20 protein-coding genes are annotated in these 22,467 nt (G+C 42.9%); 1 reads left to right on the plus strand and 19 read right to left on the minus strand.

Translation table 11 applies throughout. From position 1 onward, the window contains the following. Positions 1-131: 131 nt before the first annotated feature. From ACIQXN_RS20895 to ACIQXN_RS20965, 15 genes are all read right to left on the minus strand, one after another. A complete protein-coding gene (locus ACIQXN_RS20895; protein ID WP_402971286.1) occupies positions 132-1,046 on the minus strand; it encodes a diacylglycerol kinase in 915 nt (304 codons plus the stop codon). A gap of 180 nt (positions 1,047-1,226) precedes the next feature. After that, on the minus strand, positions 1,227-2,153 hold the full coding sequence (locus ACIQXN_RS20900; RefSeq protein WP_402971289.1) for a hypothetical protein: 927 nt from the start codon (positions 2,151-2,153) through the stop codon (positions 1,227-1,229). Then, entirely contained in the window at positions 2,150-3,229 is a 1,080-nt protein-coding gene (locus ACIQXN_RS20905) for an NINE protein (protein WP_402971292.1), read from the minus strand. The genes ACIQXN_RS20900 and ACIQXN_RS20905 overlap by 4 nt, the downstream gene beginning before the upstream one ends. Next, complete coding sequence (locus ACIQXN_RS20910) at positions 3,222-3,686, minus strand: hypothetical protein (protein ID WP_402971295.1); 465 nt, start codon at positions 3,684-3,686, stop codon at positions 3,222-3,224. Before ACIQXN_RS20910 ends, ACIQXN_RS20905 begins: the two co-directional genes overlap by 8 nt. Beyond that, complete coding sequence (locus ACIQXN_RS20915) at positions 3,683-4,225, minus strand: sigma-70 family RNA polymerase sigma factor (protein WP_402971298.1); 543 nt, start codon at positions 4,223-4,225, stop codon at positions 3,683-3,685. The genes ACIQXN_RS20910 and ACIQXN_RS20915 overlap by 4 nt, the downstream gene beginning before the upstream one ends. 153 nt (positions 4,226-4,378) lie before the next feature. Further along, positions 4,379-5,806 carry an Asp-tRNA(Asn)/Glu-tRNA(Gln) amidotransferase subunit GatB gene (gatB, locus tag ACIQXN_RS20920; protein WP_402971301.1) on the minus strand — a complete coding sequence of 476 codons (1,428 nt, stop codon included), beginning with the start codon at positions 5,804-5,806 and terminating at the stop codon, positions 4,379-4,381. 12 nt (positions 5,807-5,818) lie between these two features. Further along, positions 5,819-7,279, minus strand: coding sequence for an Asp-tRNA(Asn)/Glu-tRNA(Gln) amidotransferase subunit GatA (gene gatA / locus ACIQXN_RS20925; protein ID WP_402971304.1), 1,461 nt, complete (start codon positions 7,277-7,279; stop codon positions 5,819-5,821). A 12-nt stretch (positions 7,280-7,291) separates the two neighbouring features. Then, on the minus strand, positions 7,292-7,582 hold the full coding sequence (gene gatC, locus ACIQXN_RS20930; RefSeq protein WP_402971307.1) for an Asp-tRNA(Asn)/Glu-tRNA(Gln) amidotransferase subunit GatC: 291 nt from the start codon (positions 7,580-7,582) through the stop codon (positions 7,292-7,294). Between the two features lie 259 nt (positions 7,583-7,841). Next, the gene (locus ACIQXN_RS20935; protein ID WP_402971310.1) at positions 7,842-9,011 is read right to left on the minus strand and encodes a CamS family sex pheromone protein; all 1,170 of its coding nucleotides are present in this window, start codon (positions 9,009-9,011) and stop codon (positions 7,842-7,844) included. A 12-nt stretch (positions 9,012-9,023) separates the two neighbouring features. Further along, a complete protein-coding gene (gene ligA / locus ACIQXN_RS20940; RefSeq protein ID WP_402971312.1) occupies positions 9,024-11,030 on the minus strand; it encodes an NAD-dependent DNA ligase LigA in 2,007 nt (668 codons plus the stop codon). A gap of 101 nt (positions 11,031-11,131) precedes the next feature. Then, positions 11,132-13,381 (minus strand): DNA helicase PcrA, encoded by a 2,250-nt coding sequence (gene pcrA, locus ACIQXN_RS20945; RefSeq protein ID WP_402971315.1) that lies wholly within the window; start codon positions 13,379-13,381, stop codon positions 11,132-11,134. A 69-nt stretch (positions 13,382-13,450) separates the two neighbouring features. After that, positions 13,451-14,134: a heptaprenylglyceryl phosphate synthase gene (pcrB, locus tag ACIQXN_RS20950; RefSeq protein WP_402971318.1), complete on the minus strand. Its 684-nt coding sequence runs from the start codon at positions 14,132-14,134 to the stop codon at positions 13,451-13,453. A 235-nt stretch (positions 14,135-14,369) separates the two neighbouring features. Next, the gene (locus ACIQXN_RS20955; RefSeq protein ID WP_402971321.1) at positions 14,370-14,684 is read right to left on the minus strand and encodes a YerC/YecD family TrpR-related protein; all 315 of its coding nucleotides are present in this window, start codon (positions 14,682-14,684) and stop codon (positions 14,370-14,372) included. 12 nt (positions 14,685-14,696) lie between these two features. After that, positions 14,697-15,728, minus strand: a complete 1,032-nt coding sequence (locus tag ACIQXN_RS20960; RefSeq protein WP_402971324.1) for a DUF3048 domain-containing protein — start codon at positions 15,726-15,728, stop codon at positions 14,697-14,699. A 53-nt stretch (positions 15,729-15,781) separates the two neighbouring features. Beyond that, entirely contained in the window at positions 15,782-17,527 is a 1,746-nt protein-coding gene (locus ACIQXN_RS20965; protein WP_402971327.1) for an adenine deaminase C-terminal domain-containing protein, read from the minus strand. Positions 17,528-17,669: 142 nt separating this feature from the next. Between ACIQXN_RS20965 and ACIQXN_RS20970 the strand changes: the two genes are divergently transcribed. Further along, complete coding sequence (locus ACIQXN_RS20970; RefSeq protein WP_402971330.1) at positions 17,670-17,927, plus strand: YgaP-like transmembrane domain; 258 nt, start codon at positions 17,670-17,672, stop codon at positions 17,925-17,927. A gap of 61 nt (positions 17,928-17,988) precedes the next feature. On the opposite strand, the gene purD is transcribed toward ACIQXN_RS20970, so the two are convergent. Genes purD through purM form a run of 4 tightly spaced genes read right to left on the minus strand, consistent with a single transcriptional unit; the run spans position 17,989 to position 22,426 of the window. Continuing rightward, a complete protein-coding gene (gene purD / locus ACIQXN_RS20975; protein ID WP_402971333.1) occupies positions 17,989-19,248 on the minus strand; it encodes a phosphoribosylamine--glycine ligase in 1,260 nt (419 codons plus the stop codon). 19 nt (positions 19,249-19,267) lie between these two features. Continuing rightward, entirely contained in the window at positions 19,268-20,803 is a 1,536-nt protein-coding gene (gene purH, locus ACIQXN_RS20980) for a bifunctional phosphoribosylaminoimidazolecarboxamide formyltransferase/IMP cyclohydrolase (RefSeq protein WP_402971336.1), read from the minus strand. A 19-nt stretch (positions 20,804-20,822) separates the two neighbouring features. Next, positions 20,823-21,401: a phosphoribosylglycinamide formyltransferase gene (gene purN / locus ACIQXN_RS20985; RefSeq protein ID WP_402971369.1), complete on the minus strand. Its 579-nt coding sequence runs from the start codon at positions 21,399-21,401 to the stop codon at positions 20,823-20,825. Continuing rightward, on the minus strand, positions 21,401-22,426 hold the full coding sequence (gene purM, locus ACIQXN_RS20990; protein ID WP_402971339.1) for a phosphoribosylformylglycinamidine cyclo-ligase: 1,026 nt from the start codon (positions 22,424-22,426) through the stop codon (positions 21,401-21,403). Before purM ends, purN begins: the two co-directional genes overlap by 1 nt. Positions 22,427-22,467: the final 41 nt, after the last annotated feature.

Here is a 22,467-nt window from a genome sequence, read left to right on the forward strand (position 1 = left end):
ACGGCAAGTACCTTGCGCTTCCTTAGTGGTTGGTCGATGTGTACCCCCACAGTGGACTTTCACCACCTAGATAGTTGCCATGCCTGGCACACAAATGAAAAGGCCACTTAATGTGAAGTGACCTTTGGCGATTATTTATTATCCGGATCATCCGCCAAGATTCCTTGTGGGATGAACACATCGAAATGACGATATTGATTAACGAATTCAGCTGGCGCCATACCACCGAATTCCCCATCCAAATTAAGCATCATTTCTTTTTTTGCTGTAACTTTAATCCTATTGGCTTTTACATAGATGACATTTTTATCGTGGATATGTTCGCCGCGCATTGCCAATGTTGCGACTCGAACGAGGTCTGCAAGATTCGCTTTTTTCAATATTAACAGCGTGAACATCCCATCATTGAGCGATGCATCAGGTGCCAACTTTTCAAAGCCGCCGACAGAATTCGTGTTGGCTACCAAAAATAGCATGATTTCGCCTTCAAAAAGCTTTCCATCATATTCTATAGCTACTTCGGTCGGTTTGATAGAAGGCAGCATTTCAATCCCTTTAATGTAGTAAGCCAGCTGTCCAAGCATTGTTTTGAGCTTGATCGGTACATCGTAAGTTAATTCGGTCAATCGTCCGCCGCCTGCAATATTGATGAAGTACTTCTCGTTCATCTTTCCAATATCGATTGGCATTGTATGTCCGTTGGCAATGATATCAGCTGCTCCCTCAATGGATTTCGGCAAATGCAACGCCCGTGCAAAATCATTCGTGGTGCCTGTCGGAATAATCCCCAATTTAGGACGTTTTTCTGCATCGGCTAGCCCGTTGACGACTTCATAGATTGTTCCATCTCCACCAGCTGCAATAACGATATCATAACCCCGTTCGATGGCGATTTTGGCTGCGTTCGTTGCATCACCAGCACCGGTTGTTGCATGTGCAGAAGCCTCGTACCCAGCTGCTTCAAGCTTCGCAAGCACGGCTGGTAAACTCTTCTTGATGGCTTCCCGGCCTGACGTCGGGTTATAAATTAACCTTGCTCTTTTCATTTCCCATCATCCTTATACGTATTGATTCCATAAGTTACATATTAATCCTTCATTAAACGAAAAGCAATTCTCGCAAAAAAGAGGACCGTCATTTCGGCCCAACCCTATTTAATCCTATCAGCTATCTTGTCAGAGAAATTATATAGCTTTTTACAAACTTATTCTAGTATCTAGTCTTAATTAATGATAATGAACATTCACGTTATATGTATCTGAAATGGTTAAGGTATGACTTCCTTTTCCATATTTCAACGTACCATTTTTCTTTTCGACACTAGTATCTTCCGGATTTGCCTTCACGGTAGAGGATTTCCAGCTGTCTTTTGGTCCATCCAACTCTTCGACTCCAAAGGCATTTATCGTGATGTCACTCTTTTCCTGCAGATACACACTTAGAGAACCTGAATCTTTTACATTCCAATTGTTCAAAAGCCCTCTTGGCTTTAACGTGAGGTCAGTGTCTTGCCCACTTATTTCTAAAGCCAAATTAGCAGGGACAATAAGGGTTGCTTCAAGATTCATTCGATTTCCGCCTAACATGCCACTTTGAACAGGAAGGTTTTTTAAACGGATATAAAGCGTGTCCCCTTTTCTTTCCACCATTAAATAGTCTTTTGCCTCTTTTAATAGTGAATCGCCATTTTCCATTACACGTTCATCATATGTGCCAAAAATAGACACTTCCTCGTTGTTTCCACCTTCAACCGTTAAGGGGTAATATCCGGGATCCACAACGACCCTCTGAATGTCTTTCCCGGCTTTTTGATTGAACCCAGGCAAATCCACGGTTCTTTCCTCGCTTTTTATAGCTGCCTTAACCTGCTCCATTATTCCACTCGACGTGAGCAATAATAAAACGATCCCCATCATCCCAAGCAGGCCTACAAAAATGATACTAAGAAAATCATATTTTACAAAAGAACTCTCTTTCTTCGAATAATAGATATAAAAGAGAATTTCCCCTCCTAAAATGATGAAAAGAATGGGCCACCAGGATAAAAGTATCGTCGTCAGACTCATGTCCGAAATCTGGGAACCTAGCAATAGTAAACCCAAACCGATCAGGGCAACTCCCATTGAAACAGTCCCTACTCTCCAAGTTCTCATTTTGTCCCCTCCCTTACTTTCTCTTTTTTACTTCCGGACAGCAATTTGATTCCTCCACCTATCAGAAGGAGACATACAAGCCCTTTTTGGAAATAATCCCTAAACCAATACTCGAGATCATACCCAATCCAGTGCTGTAAGTAAGGACCTGTTGCCGGCAACACGATATTGCTTGCGAAGAAATAAATGCCGATGGCCACCAACCCATAGCCAAACCATTTTTGTTTATGTGCAATGCCTGTAATGATAGGCGTATCTTCCAATGGTCCTTCATCCATTTTCGACGCTTTTTGCAAGCCATCAAAAAAGCTATAAAACCAGATGATGGGAATGAGAAAGAAGAAAAAACCTAAGCGAAGTAAATCCAGGATATAGATGGAGAATAAGAAACCCGCCATCAATTGAATTCCGCGTTTTTGCAAACCTAGATACAAATGCCCGGCACCAGGAAATACGGAGAATAACGTTGCAACCGATTTGCTCTTCTTTCCCGATTCCCGTCTCTCCTCGAAATCTTCAAGAACCGAACGATCAATCATCTCCTCACCTTTTTGCTTTTTATTCAGTTGTTGGATGCTATCAAAGAAACTGTAAACCCATATCACCGGTAATAGGGCCATGAATATCAAAAGGCCATCTATATGGGTCATGACCGTTATGAAAAACACCATGACTCCGAGTCCTAGGAATCCAACTAAAAATGTGAGCCCGCGGTTCATGAGCCCAAGCTGAAAATGACCGAGTCCCGGTACGAATGATAAGACGATCACATAAAACCGTTCTGCCTCAGGCTGGACTATATTACTGCCATCTGGACTCATTTTACCGTTTGCCTTTGCCCCCCTTAAAGATGTGACCACCAAATCAAAAATGCTGACGAGGTACACAAAGACTCCCAAAATAGATAAAGAAAGGAACACGTCTTCTTGACTAATCACTGCAAAGAGAACTCCAATAGCTCCTAGTCCAACCGTAGCCAGAAAATAAAATAACCCCTTGAAAACCTTGCCCAAATAAAAATGGCCGATCCCTGGCAGGAACGATAGTAAAAAGGCTAATACCGGACTTTTATTCATATTTAAACCCCTCCTTGTTTTTCTTTTCGATATCATCCATCCAGTTAAATGTTTTATCTATCAGTCCTTCGGTTACAGGTGGCGTTTCCTTTAAAGAACTAGACTCCACATTATCGACGTATTTAGCCAATGACTGGAAGGCTCCACTCGCCATTAGTAAAATGGTAAAGCCAGCGGCAATCAAATAGTGTTTTGTAATGGTTCTCATTGATTTGGTTTTCACAGGTCTTTCTTCTACTGTTGGTACACCTTTAATTTGGGCAATTGAATGCATCACGGAATCCGCGATATCCAATTCTTCGATTGGTTGAATAAACTCTTTTCTTTCCATCGCTTCCATGTAAACCGTCAAACAATCGTCACAGGAGTACAGATGATTTTCATATTCTATTTTTAGGGCATCGGGAACCTCATCCGCTATATATGCGGTCCACTCAGCTAAAGAAACGTGTTTCATGAAAAATCCTCCTCTTTCCAATGTTTTTTCATCCAATTTCTTGCCCGGTACAGCTTTACCTCGACCGATTTCACTTGTATCTGCTGTTCCTCGGCAATTTGTTGATGGGTTTTTTCGTTTATGTAATAGTCTTGCACCACTTCACGGTATCCGGCTGGAAGATCATCAAGTTTTTGTAAGACCAACTTCCTTCTTTCGTTCCTGAAGAATAAGGCCTCGACATCTTCAGCCTGGCCTAGATGAGTCTCTTTAGGCTGTTCCTCGTGCGACTCTTCCTTATTCCGATCTCTTTTCCGCTTCATGTCTATCGCATGATTGACGGCTATACGTGTCATCCACGTTTTGAATCCTTGATTTTTATACTGAGGAAGAGAAGTGTAGATTTTGATGAAGACTTCCTGTGTGGCATCTTCTGCATCCTTTTGATGGCGCAGAACGGAATATACCGTCCTGAAAACCGTATCTTTATGCGTTTCAATCAATATACGGAAGGCATGCTCATTCCCAGCTCTTACCCTCTCCACTAAATCATCTGTCACTTCTCTCCCCCCTTCCTTTTACGCTTTCATGTAATAGACGAGGCAAAAAGGAGTTACCCCTACAGATAACTCCAAAAAAAAATTTAATGCCCATAAATACATGTCGTCAGTCATGAGAAAACCGTACCACTTAGAAAGTGATACGGCCATCTATTAGCGTTTATTGATTTCTTCAATCAAAATCTTATTGACAAGTTGTGGATTGGCTTGTCCTTTAGTCGCTTTCATGATTTGTCCGACAAGGAATCCGATTGCTTTTTGTTTACCGGCTTTAAAGTCTTCGATAGACTGCGGGTTATTATTCAAGGCTTCTTCAACGGCTGTCTTTAACGCACCTTCGTCGGAAATCTGGACAAGTCCTTTTTCCTTAACGATTGTTTCTGCGTCACCGCCATTTTCAATCAGCTCTTTGAAAACTTTTTTCGCAATTTTAGAAGAAATCGTGCCATCTTTGATGAGTTTGATCATGCCTGCCAATGATTCAGCAGTCAATGCCACATCATGAAGTTCTTTTCCTTCAGCATTTAAAAAGGCAGAAACCTCACCCATGATCCAGTTCGATGCTAACTTTGCATCTGCACCTGCTGCAACCGTCGCTTCAAAGAAATCAGCCATTTCTTTTGTTACGGTTAACACAGCTGCATCATACTCAGGTAAACCAAACTCTTTTGCATACCGTTTTTTCCGTGCATCCGGTAGTTCAGGAATTTCTGCGGCAATGCGCGCTTTCCATTCCTCATCGATATGGATCGTCAATAAATCCGGTTCCGGGAAGTAACGGTAATCGTCAGAACCCTCTTTGATGCGCATCAGAACCGTTCTGCCAGTAGCCTCATCGAAACGGCGTGTTTCTTGTTCGATAACGCCACCTTCATTCAAGATTTCTGCTTGGCGAATTTCTTCATGCTCAAGCCCTTTACGAACGAAGTTGAACGAGTTCAAGTTCTTCAGTTCCGTTTTCGTACCGAATTCCTTTTGTCCAACCGGTTTCAAGGAGATATTGGCATCACAGCGAAGCGAGCCTTCTTCCATTTTACAATCACTGACACCCGTGTATTGAATGATGGATTTCAATTTCTCAAGATATGCATAGGCTTCTTCCGGAGACGTGATATCCGGTTCGGATACGATTTCAACAAGTGGCGTACCTTGACGGTTGTAGTCACATAGTGAATAGTTCCCTTTATGTGTCAGCTTACCAGCATCTTCTTCCATATGGATTCGGGTAATGCCGATTCTTTTTGTCTTTCCGCCGACTTCGATTTCAATCCAACCATGTTCCCCGATTGGCTGATCAAATTGTGATATTTGATAGGCTTTCGGATTATCTGGATAAAAATAGTTTTTACGGTCGAATTTTGTAATCTCTGCTACTTCACAATTCAGCGCGATGGCGGCTTTCATTGCAAAATCAACAGCCTTTTTATTGACGACGGGCAGTACTCCAGGATAGCCAAGATCGATTACCGTCGTATTGCTATTTGGAGATGCCCCGAAATGATTCGGGCTGCTTGAGAAAATTTTTGAATCTGTTTTTAATTCTACGTGTACCTCTAGACCAATTACCGTTTCAAAGTCCATTTATTTCACCCCTTACAGCTTAGGAAATTGTTTGTGAAAATCTGTTGCTTGCTCAAAAGCGTGAGCCGCGCGATAAATCGTACTTTCATCAAAATGCTTTCCGATCATTTGCAGACCTAGTGGAAGCCCGTTGGCTGCGAAACCACATGGTACCGAAATACCCGGTACACCCGCAAGATTGACTGGAATCGTCAAGATATCATTGGCATACATCGTTAATGGATCGTTAATATTCTGACCGACTTTGAATGCTGGTGTAGGCGTTGTTGGTCCCACGATGACATCATATTTTTCGAACACATCTTCAAAGTCTTTTTTGATTAATGTACGGACTTTTTGAGCTTTTTTATAGTAAGCATCATAATAACCCGAGCTCAAGGAGAATGTTCCAAGCATGATACGGCGCTTTACTTCTTCACCGAATCCTTCCGCACGAGTCTGCTTATACATCTCGATTAGCGTTTCGGCATTATCCGTACGATGACCATAACGAACTCCGTCAAAACGAGAAAGGTTGGCAGACGCTTCAGATGAAGAAAGCAGGTAGTAGGCCGCTAGAGCATATTTAGAATGCGGCAATGAAACCTCTTCCCATTCTGCTCCAAGTCCTTCTAATACTTTTAACGCTTCAAGCACGGAATTGCGTGCCTCTTCCCCAACACCTTCACCAAGATATTCCTTAGGCACAGCAATTTTCAGGCCTTTAACATCGCCTGTTAATGAATTCACAAAACTTGGCACGTCCACATTAGCGGATGTGGAATCCATTGGGTCGACACCTGAGATGGCTTCAAGTAAATAGGCATTATCTTCAACAGTACGTGTAATAGGACCGATTTGATCTAATGAGGAAGCAAATGCCACAAGTCCGAAACGGGATACCCGTCCATATGTAGGTTTTAATCCAACGACTCCGCAATATGCAGCAGGTTGGCGAATCGAACCACCTGTATCTGAACCTAATGAGAACAAGACTTCACCGGCAGCGACAGATGCAGCTGAACCGCCTGAAGACCCACCTGGTACATAATCCGTATTCCATGGATTGCGAGTCACCTTATAGGCTGAGTTCTCATTTGAAGATCCCATCGCGAATTCATCCATGTTCAACTTACCAATGGTCACTGTTTCAGCACTTTGTAATTTTTGAACGGCAGTCGCATCATATATTGGGTTGAAGTCCTCCAATATTTTACTTGCACATGTAGTCCGTAAATTCTTAGTGACAATATTATCTTTGACACCAATTGGCATACCGAACAAAACGCCTTGACTCTCGCCTTTGCCTAATTGTTCATCCATTTTTTTTGCTTGAGTGCGGGCATTCTCTTCATCTAATGTCAAAAATGCCTGTACCTTGTCTTCTACCTGTCCGATTCGCTCATACGATTCGTTAACAAGATCAGTGACACTGATCTCTTTATTATGTAAACGTTCATGCAGTTCGGAAACCTTTTGTTCGAACAACGACATCATTGTCCCCCCTTATTCCATAATAGATGGTACACGGATATATCCATCTTTGCTATCTGGTGCATTTTTGACTACCTCTTCAACTGGCAGTCCCGGTTTCGCAACATCTTCACGCATTACATTTTTCATATCCAAAACGTGAGAAGTCGGTTTTACTTCGTCTGTATCAAGTTCATTCAACTGCTCAGCAAATGAAATCATTTGATCAAGCTGTTGTTGGAATTTCTCTGCTTCTTCTTCCGTTATTGCCAAACGTGCCAAATGGGCAACGTGTTTAACTTGGTCCATAGAAATACGTGACATTCTCTTCACCTCCACATTATCCAAAGCCACTGAATCTAGTCGCTTTTCTCCAGAAAATCATCGTTTAAATCATATCAAACTATTACACAGTAAAGCAACAAGAGTTGTCATGTCGAATTTCAATTTTTTTTATGGAAAAAGGAGTATTTTCCGGGAAATATGAAAAGGTTGTCGGAATTTCCCTCGAGAATACCAAGGTTCCTGTCAAATCCCCAAATGCTGAAAAAAGATGGAGCTTTTTTACGCTCCATCTTCTAGATTATTCATATATGTGTACAGTTGGTTCGTCTTGGTTCGCTGCACGGACAATAAGTGCTTCTGGACCGTTCACAGAAGTGATGGATACCTGTACGGAAATATATTTCGGAAACCTGTCCATCATGAGCCCTGCTACATATTGCGTGAAGCCGATCGCTTCTGAGTTTCCATAGAACTGGATCGGGATATCGATGTTCAACTTTTGTAATTGGTCATCCATGTAAAAGGCCCGACCGATGACTCCATTGAAATTAGGGAAATATTCCTCGACATCCTCTTTGAAATTGGTGAAGGTATTAACGCTGTCTCTATCCTTTTTCTCTGCCGCTGAAGAAGGGAACAGGTAGTATTTTTCATCTACGTCATTCCATTTGCCAATGTCATTGGAGTTCTTCTCGATATCTGTATAGGAAATGAAGTTCCCCGGAACAACGGAAGATTTTTCGTTCTGTTCAAAAAGGGCAATCGTAATCGGAACATTTTTTAATTTTTCCGTCTTACGTAATCTCTTTAGAACTTCTTCAGCAATTTTTTCTCCTTCTCTTTTCAGTTCCTTACTATCTATTTTCGCTTCATACGTGGCTCCGTATGCTTCTTTTTGATAGTAATGCACGGAATTCAAGGCAAGGCCGATAACGACACCACCTAGGCTCACTTTATTGTCCTTCGTTTTCACCAAGTAATTATGCTCGAGTATGTGAGCCAGATAGATGGGGTTTTCTTTATTCCTTTTATCGATGTCACCCTTACCAGGATCTACCGGGTTCAGCCCCAGATTCTCACTGGCTTTCAGTTCTTTCTCTTTCAGCTGACTTTTTGTATACTTTCTGTTCAACCAAGATGAGATTGTGGAACTGTCGAGCATTTGTCCTTCCTGGAACAAATAATCATCCGGGTCGAATTGATTTTGCGCCAACCGCATCAGGCCATTCTCGAATTCTTCTATATCATACCGTGTGTTTAAATTCGATACGACCAAACCACGGGCCTTCGATGGCTCGAATGGAAGGATCGTTTGATAATATTCATCCGAAATTTTGTATTTCGGAATGATTGCGGTCTCCTCTTTGTCCTTGGAATTCTTCACTACCTGTTGCTCCTCGTCGAAACCTGGTGCACAACCAGCAAGCAATAGTATAAGAAGCATTCCCAAAATGGAGTGTTTCCTCATAGCCTACACCTCTTATTTATTAAATTCCTCAATCAATCTCTCTTCATCCCATACTAGGACGCCTAAGCTTTCTGCCTTTTCAAGTTTTGATCCAGCATCTTCGCCTGCCACAACCAAATCGGTTTTCTTGCTGACACTTCCAGCGACGTTGGCGCCTAACGCTTCTAATTTCTCTTTTGCTTCAATACGTGTAAGCTGATGTAGTTTACCGGTCAAAACAACGGTTTTTCCTGCAAAAATAGAATCGATTTCTTCTACCGGAATGGCTCTTGCCCCTTTATAGGTTAGGTTCACACCTGCTGTTTCCAACTCCTGTATCAACGCATGAACTTCTTCAAGTTCAAAGTATGCCACGATTGAATCGGCCATTTTATCACCGATTTCATTGATGGCCGTAAGCTGTTCGCGGCTTGCCTTGCTCAATGCGTCCATGGTGCCGAACTCTCGTGCAAGTGTCTTCGCTGCTTTTGAACCAACATGTCGGATACCAAGGCCGAATAACAATTTTTCCAATGAATTGCTTTTAGATGCCTCTATAGCTTGAAGTAGTTTATTGACGGATTTTTCTCCCATACGTTCCAATTCAATGACTTGTTCATAAGTAAGTTTATAGATATCGGCTACATCATGTATAAGTTCTTCCTTAAATAGCTGGCTGATGACCTTTTCACCCAGACTGTCAATATTCATCGCTGTACGTGATACAAAGTGAATCAACCCTTCCCGAATCTGAGCGGGACATTTAGGGTTGATGCACCTCAGTGCCACTTCTCCCTCTAGTCTCACAAGCTCGCTTTCACATTCAGGGCATTCGGTCGGCATCTGGAATTCTACTTCTTCACCTGACCGGCGCTCTACCAGTACATTAACGACCTCAGGAATGATATCACCAGCCTTTTTCACGACCACCTGGTCTCCAATCCGGATATCCTTCTCCCGGATTAAATCTTCATTATGTAGCGAAGCCCGTTGTACCGTAGTACCCGCCACTCTTACAGGGTCCAATACAGCCGTTGGAGTCAGTACACCCGTACGTCCAACATTCAGTTCGATAGAGCGTAATGTCGTGACAACCTCTTCCGCCGGAAATTTGTAGGCAATTGCCCATCTTGGGCTTTTGGCCGTGAATCCCAATTCATCCTGCTGTTCAAGCGAATCGACTTTCACTACAATCCCATCGATGTCATACGCCAAATTCGGACGCTGCTCTGTCCATTCTTCAATATAAGCAAGAACCTCTTCTATATTCGAACAAGTTTTTCGTTCTTTGTTCGTCTTAAAGCCTAGTTCGTCCAGTAAATCGAGCCCTTCGCTATGGGAACCAACCCCCGTTTCACCTAAATCGGCAATGGCGTAAAGGAAAATATCCAAGTTCCGTTTTGCGGCAAGCTTTGGATCGAGCTGTCGTAATGATCCCGCCGCTGCATTACGAGGATTTGCGAACGGTTCTTCCCCGCGTTCCTCTTTCGCCTTATTCAATCCTTCGAAAGAGCGCTTCGGCATGAACGCTTCTCCCCGCACTTCAATCCCGATTGGCTTCCTAATCTTCAGTGGAATGGATTTAATCGTTTTCAGGTTCTCCGTGATATCCTCGCCAATCGTTCCATCTCCCCGGGTCGCCCCTTTTGTGAAATACCCATTTTCATATTGAAGCGTGACTGCCAAACCATCAATTTTCAACTCACACACATAGGAGTAGTTGTCTCCTACAGCCTGGCGAACCTTTCTATCAAAATCACGTAAATCATCTTCATTGAATGCATTTCCTAGGCTGAGCATCGGTGTTGTATGCTCCACTTTTTCAAACATATCCAAGATGGCTCCGCCGACACGCTGCGTTGGTGAGTCAGGGGTCTTCAACTCAGGGAACTTTTCCTCATACTCGATGAGCTCGCGTAAAAGACGATCATATTCGGCGTCAGGGACAGACGGCTGATCAAGCACGTAATACTCATAACTGTATTGGTTTAATAGAGTTTGTAATTCAAGGACACTTTTCTTTGCAGCTTGTATATCCATACATTCAATCCTTTCTAAAGAAACCCGGTCGCCTTCTTTAAGAGAAAGCGACTGTAAGGTCAGGTAACTTTATCCTTTGCCAGTAGGCGTAAATTCATAGCTTAAACTTTTTCAATTGGTGCAAACTTTGCCAGCAAACGCTTGATTCCGGTCGGACTAGGAAATGCAATATCCAATTCTTTTCCTTCGCCGTCCCCTTTTACACTGACCACCGTTCCGACACCCCATTTTTTGTGGGAAGCCTTATCACCGACAGCCCAACCTATCTCTTCACCGCCTGTTGCAGATGGAGCAGAAACGGCACGTCCAAAGCTTGGGGTTCTTCTTGCTTGTGTCGGTGCAGTCGAACCTGTCCTCGCCGAAGAACTGAAAGAGTTTTGCTTAGGCTTGGGAGCGGGTTTCGGTTTTAAATCTTCCAGAAGCTCTGCCGGGATTTCCGCAATGAATCGGGACACTGGATTCATGCTTGTCCGTCCGTAAAGTGTCCGCATTTGGGCATTACTTAAGAACAGCTCGTTTTCAGCCCTCGTAATCCCAACGTAGGCAAGACGGCGTTCCTCTTCCATCTCTTCCTCATCCATGAGTGAACGGCTGTGGGGGAATACCCCTTCTTCAAGACCAAGTAAAAAGACGACTGGATATTCAAGACCCTTCGCGGAATGGAGCGTCATCAGCGTTACCGCATCGTTAGCTTCTTCAGGGTTTTCGTCCAATTTATCGATATCGGCCACTAAAGCCAAATCAGTTAAAAAGCCAACTAAAGATTTATCTTCACTATTACTTTCAAATGATTTCGTAACGGATAGAAACTCATCGATATTCTCTAGACGGCTTTGGGCTTCTATCGTTTTTTCAGCCTTTAACATCTCACGGTATCCTGTTTTTTCAACGACCTCTTCTACCAATTCCGTAACCGATAAATATTCTTGCTGATTCGTATAATTCGTGATTAAAGTGTGGAATTCACGTGCCGCTTTCGTTGCCTTTCCACTGATTCCGATCATTTCCACGGACTCGAGCGCTTTATAAATGGAAACGTCATATTGATTGGCATAATCCGCTACCTTATCCATGGAGGTTGCGCCAATGCCCCGTTTTGGTACATTGATTACACGGCGCAGGCTTATATCATCATCCGGATTGGCGATGAGTCGAAGATAAGCAAGCAGATCCTTAATCTCTTTACGATCATAGAACTTGGTGCCGCCGACGATCGCATAGTTAATATTCGACTTAAGTAACACTTCCTCCATAACCCGGGATTGTGCGTTTGTCCGGTATAAGATTGCTATATCAGAATACTTTCTTTCGCCATTTAACGTTAATTCATTTATCTTCCCGGCTACGAATTGTGCTTCACCCTGTTCATTGTCTGCCCTGAAATAAGACAACTTATTTCCAGCGACATTCTCTGTCCAAAGGTTTTTCGGTTTCCGGTTCTGGTTATTATCAATGACCTTATTGGCTGCTTCAAGAATCTTCTTCGTTGAACGATAATTCTGTTCAAGGAAAATCATCGTCGCATTCGGATAATCCTTTTCAAAGGAAAGGATATTGGCAATATCCGCACCACGCCACCGATAGATGGACTGATCTGAATCCCCTACAACACATAGATTACGGAAACGAGAGGCAAGTAGCTTAACAAGCATATATTGGGCTCGGTTCGTATCTTGATACTCATCCACATGAATATATTGGAACTTGCGCTGATAGTATTCCAAAACTTCCGGTACGAGCTGGAATAACTGAATCGTCATCATGATCAAATCATCAAAATCAAGTGCGGAATTTTTCCGCAGTCTTTTTTGGTATTCTGTATATACATCCGCCGTTACTTTTGTAAAGAAATCGGATGCGGTTTTTTGGTATTCTTCTGGACCGACCAATTCATTCTTCGCCGAACTGATGCTTCCCAAAATGGCCCGGTAATCATATTTCTTCGGATCCAAATTGCGGTCTTTCAGAATTTGCTTAACGACGGATTGCTGATCTGTCGTGTCTAAAATGGAGAAGTTTCGGTTGAAGCCCATCCGGTCGATATCTCTGCGTAAAATGCGGACACACATGGAGTGAAACGTCGAAATCCAAATGTCCTCCGAAGCACCGCCTAGAATCGCCCGAATCCTCTCCTTCATTTCACGTGCCGCTTTATTGGTGAACGTAATGGCGAGGATATTCCAAGGCGCGATTTCTTTCTCCACCATCAAGTATGCGATCCTATGTGTTAGTACACGGGTCTTTCCACTACCCGCACCAGCCATGATCAATAGGGGGCCATCCGTCGCTTTTACTGCTTTTTGTTGTTGTTCATTCAAACCTGTTAGTAATTTTTCCGCTAAATATTGCATCATTACACCGCCTGTACGAACGTTTGTTCTTTTATTATACAACATTTTATTTTATCGTATGATTTTTATTTATTTAACAGCAGCAACCGTTTCAAGGGCCGCCTTTAAGTCTTCATATATTATATTTCCAACCACGATTACGTCCGCAAACTCAGCCATTTCTGTGGCCTGCTCAACGGATTTAATGCCGCCTCCATAGAATAGCACGGTATTTTCCATGCTCTCTTTAGCTGCTTCTAACATCCGGACGTCCCCATACATGCCGCTATATTCCAGATAAAAAATAGGCAGGTTGAACATCTTTTCGGCCATCATCGCATAGGCACCCACATCATCACTGTCCAAAGAAGTGTTGGCCTTCGTCAATTGAGCTACCTTGCAATCAGGGTTGAGGATACAATATCCCTCCACGAAGATTTCGTCCCAATTCATTAGATACCCAAATTCCTTGACCGCCTGTTGATGCAATTTCATCATCCAATCCGGTTCGGTACTATTCAATACACTCGGGATGAAATATAAGTCGAACCCAGGCGTCACCGTTTCCACAGATGAAATCTCCATCACGCATGGAACAGTATAGCGCCGTACCCTTGCCATTAAATGAAGCACATTCTCAAGCGTGACTCCGTCCGTGCCGCCTACCATAATGGCATCTGTTCCAGATTCACAGATTCTTTCCAATGCTTCATCGCTTATTTCTTTATTTGGATCGAGTTTGAAAACATGTTTCCACTCGCGAAAATCATACATAATAATCCTCCATTCACACTTCCCATTACACCATTATAGCATTAAGATTTTTTATAAAAAAAGAGAAGTGCCGATAAAAAGTTTACCAGAAAAAAACCTGTGAATCTAAAATTGGCTATATCATGGTAACCCTCATTATAAAACTACCACTTACCCGGATAAACTCAAAATAAAAAACCAAGAAAACGAGTTCCTCGGCTTTTTCAATTTATCCTATAATAAAACTTCATTCCCATTATGTTTCGGTTGTTTCTTCTACGTCTTCTTTAATGCGATTAATGGCCATTGAATAGGCGTCATTTCCATAGTTCAAGCAGCGCTTGACCCTGGAAATCGTAGCCGTGCTAGCTCCCGTTTCCGTTTCGATCTTATGATAAGTTTTACCTTCTTCAAGCATGCGGGCCACTTCAAGACGTTGTGCCAATGATGAAATTTCATTGACGGTGCATAAATCATCAAAAAAACGATAACACTCGTCTAAATCGCGCAAGGAAAGGATTGACTTAAACAATTGGTCTGTCGCTTTCCCTCTTAACTTATCAATTTGCATACATGCTCCCCCTTAATTTTCCTGGCTAAATGACACGTTTTTATCTAAACCTGGTTCGTCCGGAATAATATTGACCCAGGTCTTCCCTGTCACAAACCCTACTTCTTTCCCATTTTTCACGGGTATAATCCGTTCATCTTTATTAACCCAATCCACTTCATTGATTTTTCCTTTTTGAAGTAGGTAACCTTTTCCGCCACTTTTCAATTCGATCTTTCGACGTCCTTTATTGTCAACCACCTGATGAGCTGCCTCAATGATAAATATATTATCTAGCAGGACCGGTTTCTCTGATTGATTCTCAACGGTCTGCTCACCATCTGAATAGCGTGTGTATTTCTCTTCTGTTTTTTCATATTCATATTGAACATTGGACGAGGACCCTCCATAGATTACCTCTATTTTCGATACAGGCTCTCCTTGCAAAGCTTTTTCCTCTTCCTCCGTCAAGAATGTAAACGGTTCAGGGGCACCTGTCATATCGTAGCCTTTTTCCTCTGCACCCTTTTCAATACTATCGAAAGAGGTGTAGGAATTATGTGGGGCCTTTCGATCTGAAGTCCGCTGAAATAGAGTACCATCATAATATAAGCCATTCAAGTTATCAATATATCCCTTGTCGAGCATCGTTTTCGCCTCTGGACTATTACCATGGCAGACATAGAGACAATCCAAACCTTTGGCCAACTCGATATAATAATCCCTCGCACTTCGAACCGGACCGATTTGATCTGGCGTTTCACTCTGGAAAACGGCTAACAACCTTGTAATGTCCCCTTCTGCCAGCAATTCATAAACGATGTCCGCTTCGGAAAGACCCGATTGTGGGCGCGCCTGCGGGTGATTATTAATCATCACCGCTACAGCTCTTCGTGCATTATCTTCCTTTGTACTTGTTCCCGTTAGCGGGAAAACTTCAGAAGATGCATCTGTATTTTTCATGACCGTTTCGTCATCTTGCTTGTCTTCTGTCTTATCTTTTGTTGAACAGCCTGCTAAAAGTAAAATCGCTATAATGATGAAAAGAAACTTCTTCGTAAACATCATTTCACACTCCTGTTTACTCAACCGTGTCGTTTGCTGCGTTCTTTTATATTTTAACGCATTATAGTAGGGAAGAGTATAGTTTTATTCATTACATCATATACCCCGCGCTGGGTAAGCCTGATATATGGCAGATGCGTCGTAGAAAAAAAGGACAGGGTATAAACCGGGTCATCGAAGCGATAGCCCCGTTCACGCAACAACTTTTTCAATTCATTTTCTTCTATAATCAATTCAGGAAGTTCCCTAGTGGACATGACGCCTTTTAACGTCAATGGAACTTCATGAATCACCTCTCCCTGCTCTGTCAAAACAATCCCGCCTCCAATTTCCTTCAAGCGGTTAAAAGCCAGATGCATGTCCTTCTTTCGTTTTCCAATCAAGATAATGTCCCCAGTATTCGTATAGGAAGCTGCAAAGCCACATAATTTATCAGCGAAACCTTTCAGTATCGTATTGATGCGCCATTTTCCTTCCTTATCCAGGAGCATGAAGAAACATTCATCATCTTGAAAATTGAGTTCTTCATATCCCACATCATTAGAAAGAGAATAGGGTTTGGTAATTACATTATTGACCAGTTCTATCCCAAATGGCATCGAAAATTCGAAGTCTTCCTTTAAACTAAGATCCCAGTCCATTTCCAGCGGTTTAAAATCGAAATCGCTCCAGTTGATTTTCTGTGGATCCGGAATGATTTCACCATCTCGCTTAACCCATTTCCCCTTGGCCATGACAGAAACCGGGGCGGGCTGCTCGATATCCGCCAGAAAATTGATATTGGCGACCCTGCCCGTTGCAATATTGCCATGTAGATATTCGATATTATAATAGCGGGCAATATTTATAGTTGCCATATTATAGGCGTCAATGACAGGAACACCATGTTCGATTGCTATTTTAATCAAGCAATCTATAAATCCATTTTCATAAAAAGATGGAGGGGAACCATCCGTCGTATAAAAGAACTTATCATATTGATCGATACCCAGTTCGTGAATTTCTTTTAGCATTTTAGGGAGATCCCGACGGATGGAAGAGTGTCTTAAAGAAACAAAATATCCCTGAAGCAATCGTGACATAACTTCCTCACCCGTCATCGCTTCATGATCACAGTCCGCTCCAAACAGCGTCATTTTAGCAAGCGTTTTCTCCGAAGCTCCTGGGAAGTGTCCTTCTATCTTCTTCCTCATCCGCTTGGCTTCCTGAATCCAATGCAGCATCATATCGTCTCCATCAAGTAGCTTTGGCCATCCTGTTAATTCACCGCCTTGTAAAACAGCATCATGTTCAAGCCAGGATTTAACGGCACCATGAGAAAATACGTTATCCTCATCAATGAGTTCGGTTTGCCCATCAAATCGACTCCACCAGTACATCGTAACAGGAATATTACGAAGTTCCTTCAAAAGAGAAAACGCTTTCTTTTTTTCTAATTGCAAAAGGAATGGCAAGTTATCATTGATAAGCGTCGTTGTCCCAAAATGGGATGCATAGCGTGAGAAAGACAGGGGATTATATAATTGAGAAGGATGTGAATGCGGCTCAATATATCCCGGGACCAGGTACTGATCTGAACAGTCAACCATTTCACAGCGGTCTATATTTTCAGGGAGGTTTTTACCCACATAGATAATACGGTCATCATAAATCCATATATTCGCTTTCACCCATTTTCGTAAAGCTTGGTTTAAATAAGTCGCATCTTTCAAAAGGATGTGTGGAGATCTCTTTCCATCCAGCACATCAATATGTTCTCGAAGATGCTTGTTTTTCCATCTATATCGTTGTTCCAGCATATACATTCCTCCATAAATTGTAGAACAAAGGATTGAGAATCCCATTTCAATCCAATTTTATCTTATAGTAACATATTTATTTCATTAACACAGTAAAGTTAAGCAGAATACTATGAAATTTTTGTGAAAGGATGAACTTATTATGAAATTCAAACAAAATATTAGTATAATCAACGCTCTTATGCGAATTACCTGCGGTTTTACTTTTCTTACTTGGGCAACAGCGAAAATGGTTAAAAAACCATGGAAAAATCAATCTTACTTAATGGTTGTCATACTCTCTGCCATGAAAATAGGTGAAGGTATATTGCGTTACTGTCCCGTTGTCGATGTGATGGAAAATGGGCAATCGATGATGAAGGAAAAGGAACACAAGGATGAATTCCCTGATACTTATTGATATCCATTTAAAAAGAAGCTGACTCGTTATTTGAGTCAGCTTTTTTTCATGGTCATGAAACTTAATCGACGGCACGATATCCGATATCCGCACGCCAAAACAGGTCTTTCTTTTCAATATGTCCTAGCTCTTTATATACTTGCCTCTGGGCAGAGGCAAGATCGGTCCCTTTCGCTGCCACAAGCAATACCCGGCCTCCATCGGTAACTAAAGCTCCCCCGCTGTCTTTTGCTGTCCCGGCATGGTAAATATGGGTATCAGGTTGAATTCCCTCCAACCCCTTAATCTCAGCACCCTTTTTATATACTCCGGGATAGCCTTCCGCGGCCACTACTACCCCGAGGACGGCTTCATCATGCCATTCTAGATTTAAATCGTCACCCGCTAGGACTGCCTCAAGCGTATCTAAGAAATCGGTTTTCAAGCGTGGCAATACCACTTGAGTTTCCGGGTCTCCAAACCTGGCGTTGAATTCAATCACTTTTGTACCTTTTTCAGTCGCAATTAATCCGGCATATAATATGCCTGTAAACTGGCGATTTTCTGAAATCATCGCATGGACAGTCGGTTTCAGGATGGTTTCAACCGCTGTTTGAACCATGGCGTCTGAAATTTGAGGAACAGGGGAGTAGGCACCCATCCCGCCTGTATTGGGGCCTTTATCGCCATCAAAGACACGTTTATGATCCTGGGCGATGACCATTGGATACACTTTGTCTCCATTCACAAAGGCCATCAATGAAAACTCCTCGCCGTCCAAGTACTCCTCGATGACGACCTTGGCCGACGCTTCCCCGAACTTAGCACCGACAAGCATGTCATGAATGGCATCCAATGCCTCCTGCTTCGTCATGGCCACTACCACACCTTTGCCCGCAGCCAACCCATCAGCTTTGATGACAATAGGCGCACCCATTTTCTCAATATAAGCCTTAGCACATTCATAATCGGAAAATGTCTCATATTCCGCTGTCGGAATGCTATAGTTTTTCATCAAATCTTTCGCGAAGGATTTACTGCCCTCGATGACTGCAGCCCGACTGTTTGGTCCGAATACCTGTAGATCCTCTTTAGCAAATTCATCCGCCAATCCATTTAGTAACGGCGTTTCCGGCCCTATCACCGTCAATCCAATCGCCTTTTCTTTTGCGAAAGCTACCAAATCCTCATGATTGGTTTCTTCGATTGATACAAGTTCGGCAACATCGGTCATGCCGGGATTCCCTGGTGCCGCGAAAACCTTTTCAACCCGTTCGCTTTCATACAATTTACGGGCGATAGCATGCTCCCTGCCGCCCCGGCCGATCACTAGTACATTCATTACCGCACCTCATCTTCGATTAATGTTTAAAGTGGCGAACTCCTGTGAGTACCATTGCTATTCCATATTCATCGGCTTTATCAATTGAATCTTGGTCTTTCTTCGATCCACCTGGCTGGATGATCGCCGTAACGCCTGCTTTTGCCGCGGCCTCCACGGTATCGTCCATCGGGAAGAAGGCATCCGATGCCAAGGCACTTCCAGCAACTCTTTTACCAGCTTGTTCTAGTGCTATTTTTGCCGCTCCGACACGGTTCATTTGTCCAGCACCCACGCCTAATGTCATTTGGTCATCACAAACAACGATCGCATTTGATTTGACATGTTTGACGATTTTCCAGCCAAGTTCGAGAGCTTTCCACTCTTCAGCGGTTGGTTCGCGTTTTGTTGCCACTTTTAATTCCGCATCCTTCAACCCGAAAGCATCACGTTCTTGCACGAGTAAACCGCCTTCAATTGAAGTCAATTTACGTTCCGGTTTTTTAGCAGCCTGGAAATCAACCGTTAATAGACGAAGATTCTTCTTACTTGTCAATACATCCAATGCTTCCTTAGAGAATCCAGGAGCGATGATGATTTCAAGGAAAATTTCGTGAAGTTTCTCCGCAGTCGCTTTATCTACTTCACGATTCAAGGCGATGATGCCTCCGAATATGGAAGTGGAATCCGCTTCATACGCTTTATCAAATGCTTCTAAAATCGTTGCACCTACTCCGACTCCACAAGGGTTCATATGTTTCACGGCCACAGCTGCTGGCTCATTGAATTCCTTGACGATTTGAAGGGCTGCATCTGCATCATTGATGTTATTGTATGAAAGCTCTTTTCCGTGCAGTTGTTTTGCTTCCGCAATCGAGAAGATAGATCCAAGCGGTTTTTTAAAGAACGCTGCTTTTTGATGAGGATTTTCCCCATAACGAAGCGACTGTTTCAATTCATAAGTAACAGTTAGCGATTCTGGATTTTCTTCTTCAGCAAGATCCGTCATATATTCCGATATCACTGCATCGTACGCCGCTGTATGACGGAAGACTTTAGCCGCCAGACGACGATTCGTCGTTTTAGAAACACCGCCATTTTCTTTCAGTTCAGCCAATACCGTTGGATAATCCTCGCTATCCACGACAACCGTCACATACTCATGGTTTTTCGCAGAAGAACGAAGCATGGTTGGTCCCCCGATATCGATGTTTTCAATCGCATCCTCCACTGATACATTCGGCTTCGATATCGTTGATTGAAAAGGATAAAGGTTCACACAGACCAATTGGATCGGTTCAATATGATGCTCTGCTAGCTGGGCCTTATGCCCTTCATCCCCATGTTTAGCTAAAACTGCTGCATGGACATTCGGATGAAGCGTCTTTACGCGTCCGTCCAATATTTCCGGAAAACCAGTGACTTCACTGATACCGATAACATCCACGCCATTATCCTGTAACGTTCTACTCGTACCGCCTGTAGAAATGATTTCAAATCCGGCTTCTTTCAGCCCTTTTGCAAATTCTACGATGCCTGTTTTATCCGATACACTAATTAACGCACGTTTCTTCATGGTATGGTGTTCCCTCCATTTATGTATGTTGTCTCTCTTGGCATAGCTGTTGCAAAATTCTCGGATACAGATCATGTTCCGTTTCCTGAATTCTTTCTTGAAGGATATCTTTCGTATCTCCTGCAAGGACCGGTACCGCCTTTTGGACAATTATCGGTCCTGTATCCATTCCCTCATCGACATAATGAATCGTGACCCCGGTTTCCTTCACTTCATCTTTTAAAGCTTGCCCTATTGCATCCTTACCTGGAAAGGCAGGTAAAAGTGAAGGGTGAATATTCACAATTCTATGTGAATACATCCCCAAAATAGTCGGACCTATTAGCCGCATATATCCAGCAAGAACAATGAATTCGACTTTATGGGTTTGAAGTTCATCTACTATTTCCCGTTCATATGCCGCCTTATTTACGTACTTCTTGGAAGAAAATAAGAATACTGGAATGTTAGCCAATTTAGCCCTCTCCATTACGTATGCCTCTTCTCGGTCACACACAACAAGGCGAATCTCCGCTTCTAGATTTCCTTCTTTAATTGCGTCAGCGATTGCTTGAAAATTGCTTCCATTACCCGATGCAAAGACAGCAAGGCGCTTCATCATTTAAATGAAACTCCTACTCCCTCAACAATCGTTCCAATGACAGAAGCCTGTTCACCACATGACTGAAGATGGGCAATGACCTCAGGAGCGTCCGAATCTTTCACGATGGCCGTCATCCCGATGCCCATATTGAATATATTGAACATCTCTTCCTGAACCAGATTTCCCTTTTCCTCAAGGTAAGAAAATACAGTTGGAATCGTCCAGCTGCCCAACTCAATTTCAGCACCGCAGTTTTCCGGAAGGATCCGCGGGATATTTTCGATGAACCCGCCACCTGTAATATGTGCCAGTCCCTTCACTTCAAACTTTTCAAGTGTCGACAATATAGACTGGACATAGATTTTTGTAGGTTTCAACAATTCTTCACCCAATTTGCAGCCGAGCTCCGGCACGAATTCATGTAGGTCCATTCCTGCATCTTCAAGAAGGACTTTACGGACAAGTGAATATCCATTGCTGTGGATACCACTTGAAGCAAGACCGATGATAACATCACCACTTGAAATGGCTTCACCCGTAATTAAGCTTGATTTTTCAACCGCTCCGACAGTGAAACCTGCCACGTCATATTCCCCGATTTCGTACATACCTGGCATTTCCGCTGTTTCACCACCAATTAAAGCACAGCCTGCTTGCTCGCATCCGTCCGCAATCCCTTTGACAATCATTTCAATTCGCTCGGGATCGGCTTTACCGCACGCTATATAATCTAAAAAGTATAAAGGCGCAGCTCCCTGCACGACCACATCATTGACGCACATCGCTACACAATCTATTCCAATTGTATCATGTTTATCCATCATGAATGCGAGTAAAAGCTTTGTACCGACTCCATCCGTTCCTGAAATGAGGACAGGCTCTTTAAGGTGTAACGAGGACAAATCGAACATGCCTCCGAAGCCACCGAGTCCGTTCATTACTTCAGGACGGAATGTACGCTTTACATGTCTCTTCATCCGATTTACCGCTTCGTAACCCGCTTCGATATCGACACCAGCCTGCTTATATGCATTAGCCATTTGAAATCCCCCTTTGAAAACCACTCATTATTTTAAACGCT

Source organism: Peribacillus sp. NPDC097295 (assembly GCF_044761665.1).
GTDB lineage: Bacteria > Bacillota > Bacilli > Bacillales > DSM-1321 > Peribacillus.

Coding starts and splice junctions, on each gene's coding strand:
- gatC (WP_402971307.1), bottom strand. CDS start 7,582: ATGTCACGTATTTCTATGGACCAAGTTAAACACGTTGCCCATTTGGCA.
- ACIQXN_RS20965 (WP_402971327.1), bottom strand. CDS start 17,527: ATGCTGGAACAACGATATAGATGGAAAAACAAGCATCTTCGAGAACAT.
- pcrB (WP_402971318.1), bottom strand. CDS start 14,134: ATGTATGATTTTCGCGAGTGGAAACATGTTTTCAAACTCGATCCAAAT.
- ACIQXN_RS20905 (WP_402971292.1), bottom strand. CDS start 3,229: ATGAATAAAAGTCCGGTATTAGCCTTTTTACTATCGTTCCTGCCAGGG.
- gatA (WP_402971304.1), bottom strand. CDS start 7,279: ATGTCGTTGTTCGAACAAAAGGTTTCCGAACTGCATGAACGTTTACAT.
- purD (WP_402971333.1), bottom strand. CDS start 19,248: ATGAATGTACTAGTGATCGGCCGGGGCGGCAGGGAGCATGCTATCGCC.
- ACIQXN_RS20955 (WP_402971321.1), bottom strand. CDS start 14,684: ATGCAAATTGATAAGTTAAGAGGGAAAGCGACAGACCAATTGTTTAAG.
- purN (WP_402971369.1), bottom strand. CDS start 21,401: ATGAAGCGCCTTGCTGTCTTTGCATCGGGTAATGGAAGCAATTTTCAA.
- purM (WP_402971339.1), bottom strand. CDS start 22,426: ATGGCTAATGCATATAAGCAGGCTGGTGTCGATATCGAAGCGGGTTAC.
- ACIQXN_RS20970 (WP_402971330.1), top strand. CDS start 17,670: ATGAAATTCAAACAAAATATTAGTATAATCAACGCTCTTATGCGAATT.
- ACIQXN_RS20910 (WP_402971295.1), bottom strand. CDS start 3,686: ATGAAACACGTTTCTTTAGCTGAGTGGACCGCATATATAGCGGATGAG.
- ACIQXN_RS20935 (WP_402971310.1), bottom strand. CDS start 9,011: ATGAGGAAACACTCCATTTTGGGAATGCTTCTTATACTATTGCTTGCT.
- gatB (WP_402971301.1), bottom strand. CDS start 5,806: ATGGACTTTGAAACGGTAATTGGTCTAGAGGTACACGTAGAATTAAAA.
- pcrA (WP_402971315.1), bottom strand. CDS start 13,381: ATGCAATATTTAGCGGAAAAATTACTAACAGGTTTGAATGAACAACAA.
- ligA (WP_402971312.1), bottom strand. CDS start 11,030: ATGGATATACAAGCTGCAAAGAAAAGTGTCCTTGAATTACAAACTCTA.
- purH (WP_402971336.1), bottom strand. CDS start 20,803: ATGAAGAAACGTGCGTTAATTAGTGTATCGGATAAAACAGGCATCGTA.
- ACIQXN_RS20895 (WP_402971286.1), bottom strand. CDS start 1,046: ATGAAAAGAGCAAGGTTAATTTATAACCCGACGTCAGGCCGGGAAGCC.
- ACIQXN_RS20900 (WP_402971289.1), bottom strand. CDS start 2,153: ATGAGAACTTGGAGAGTAGGGACTGTTTCAATGGGAGTTGCCCTGATC.
- ACIQXN_RS20960 (WP_402971324.1), bottom strand. CDS start 15,728: ATGTTTACGAAGAAGTTTCTTTTCATCATTATAGCGATTTTACTTTTA.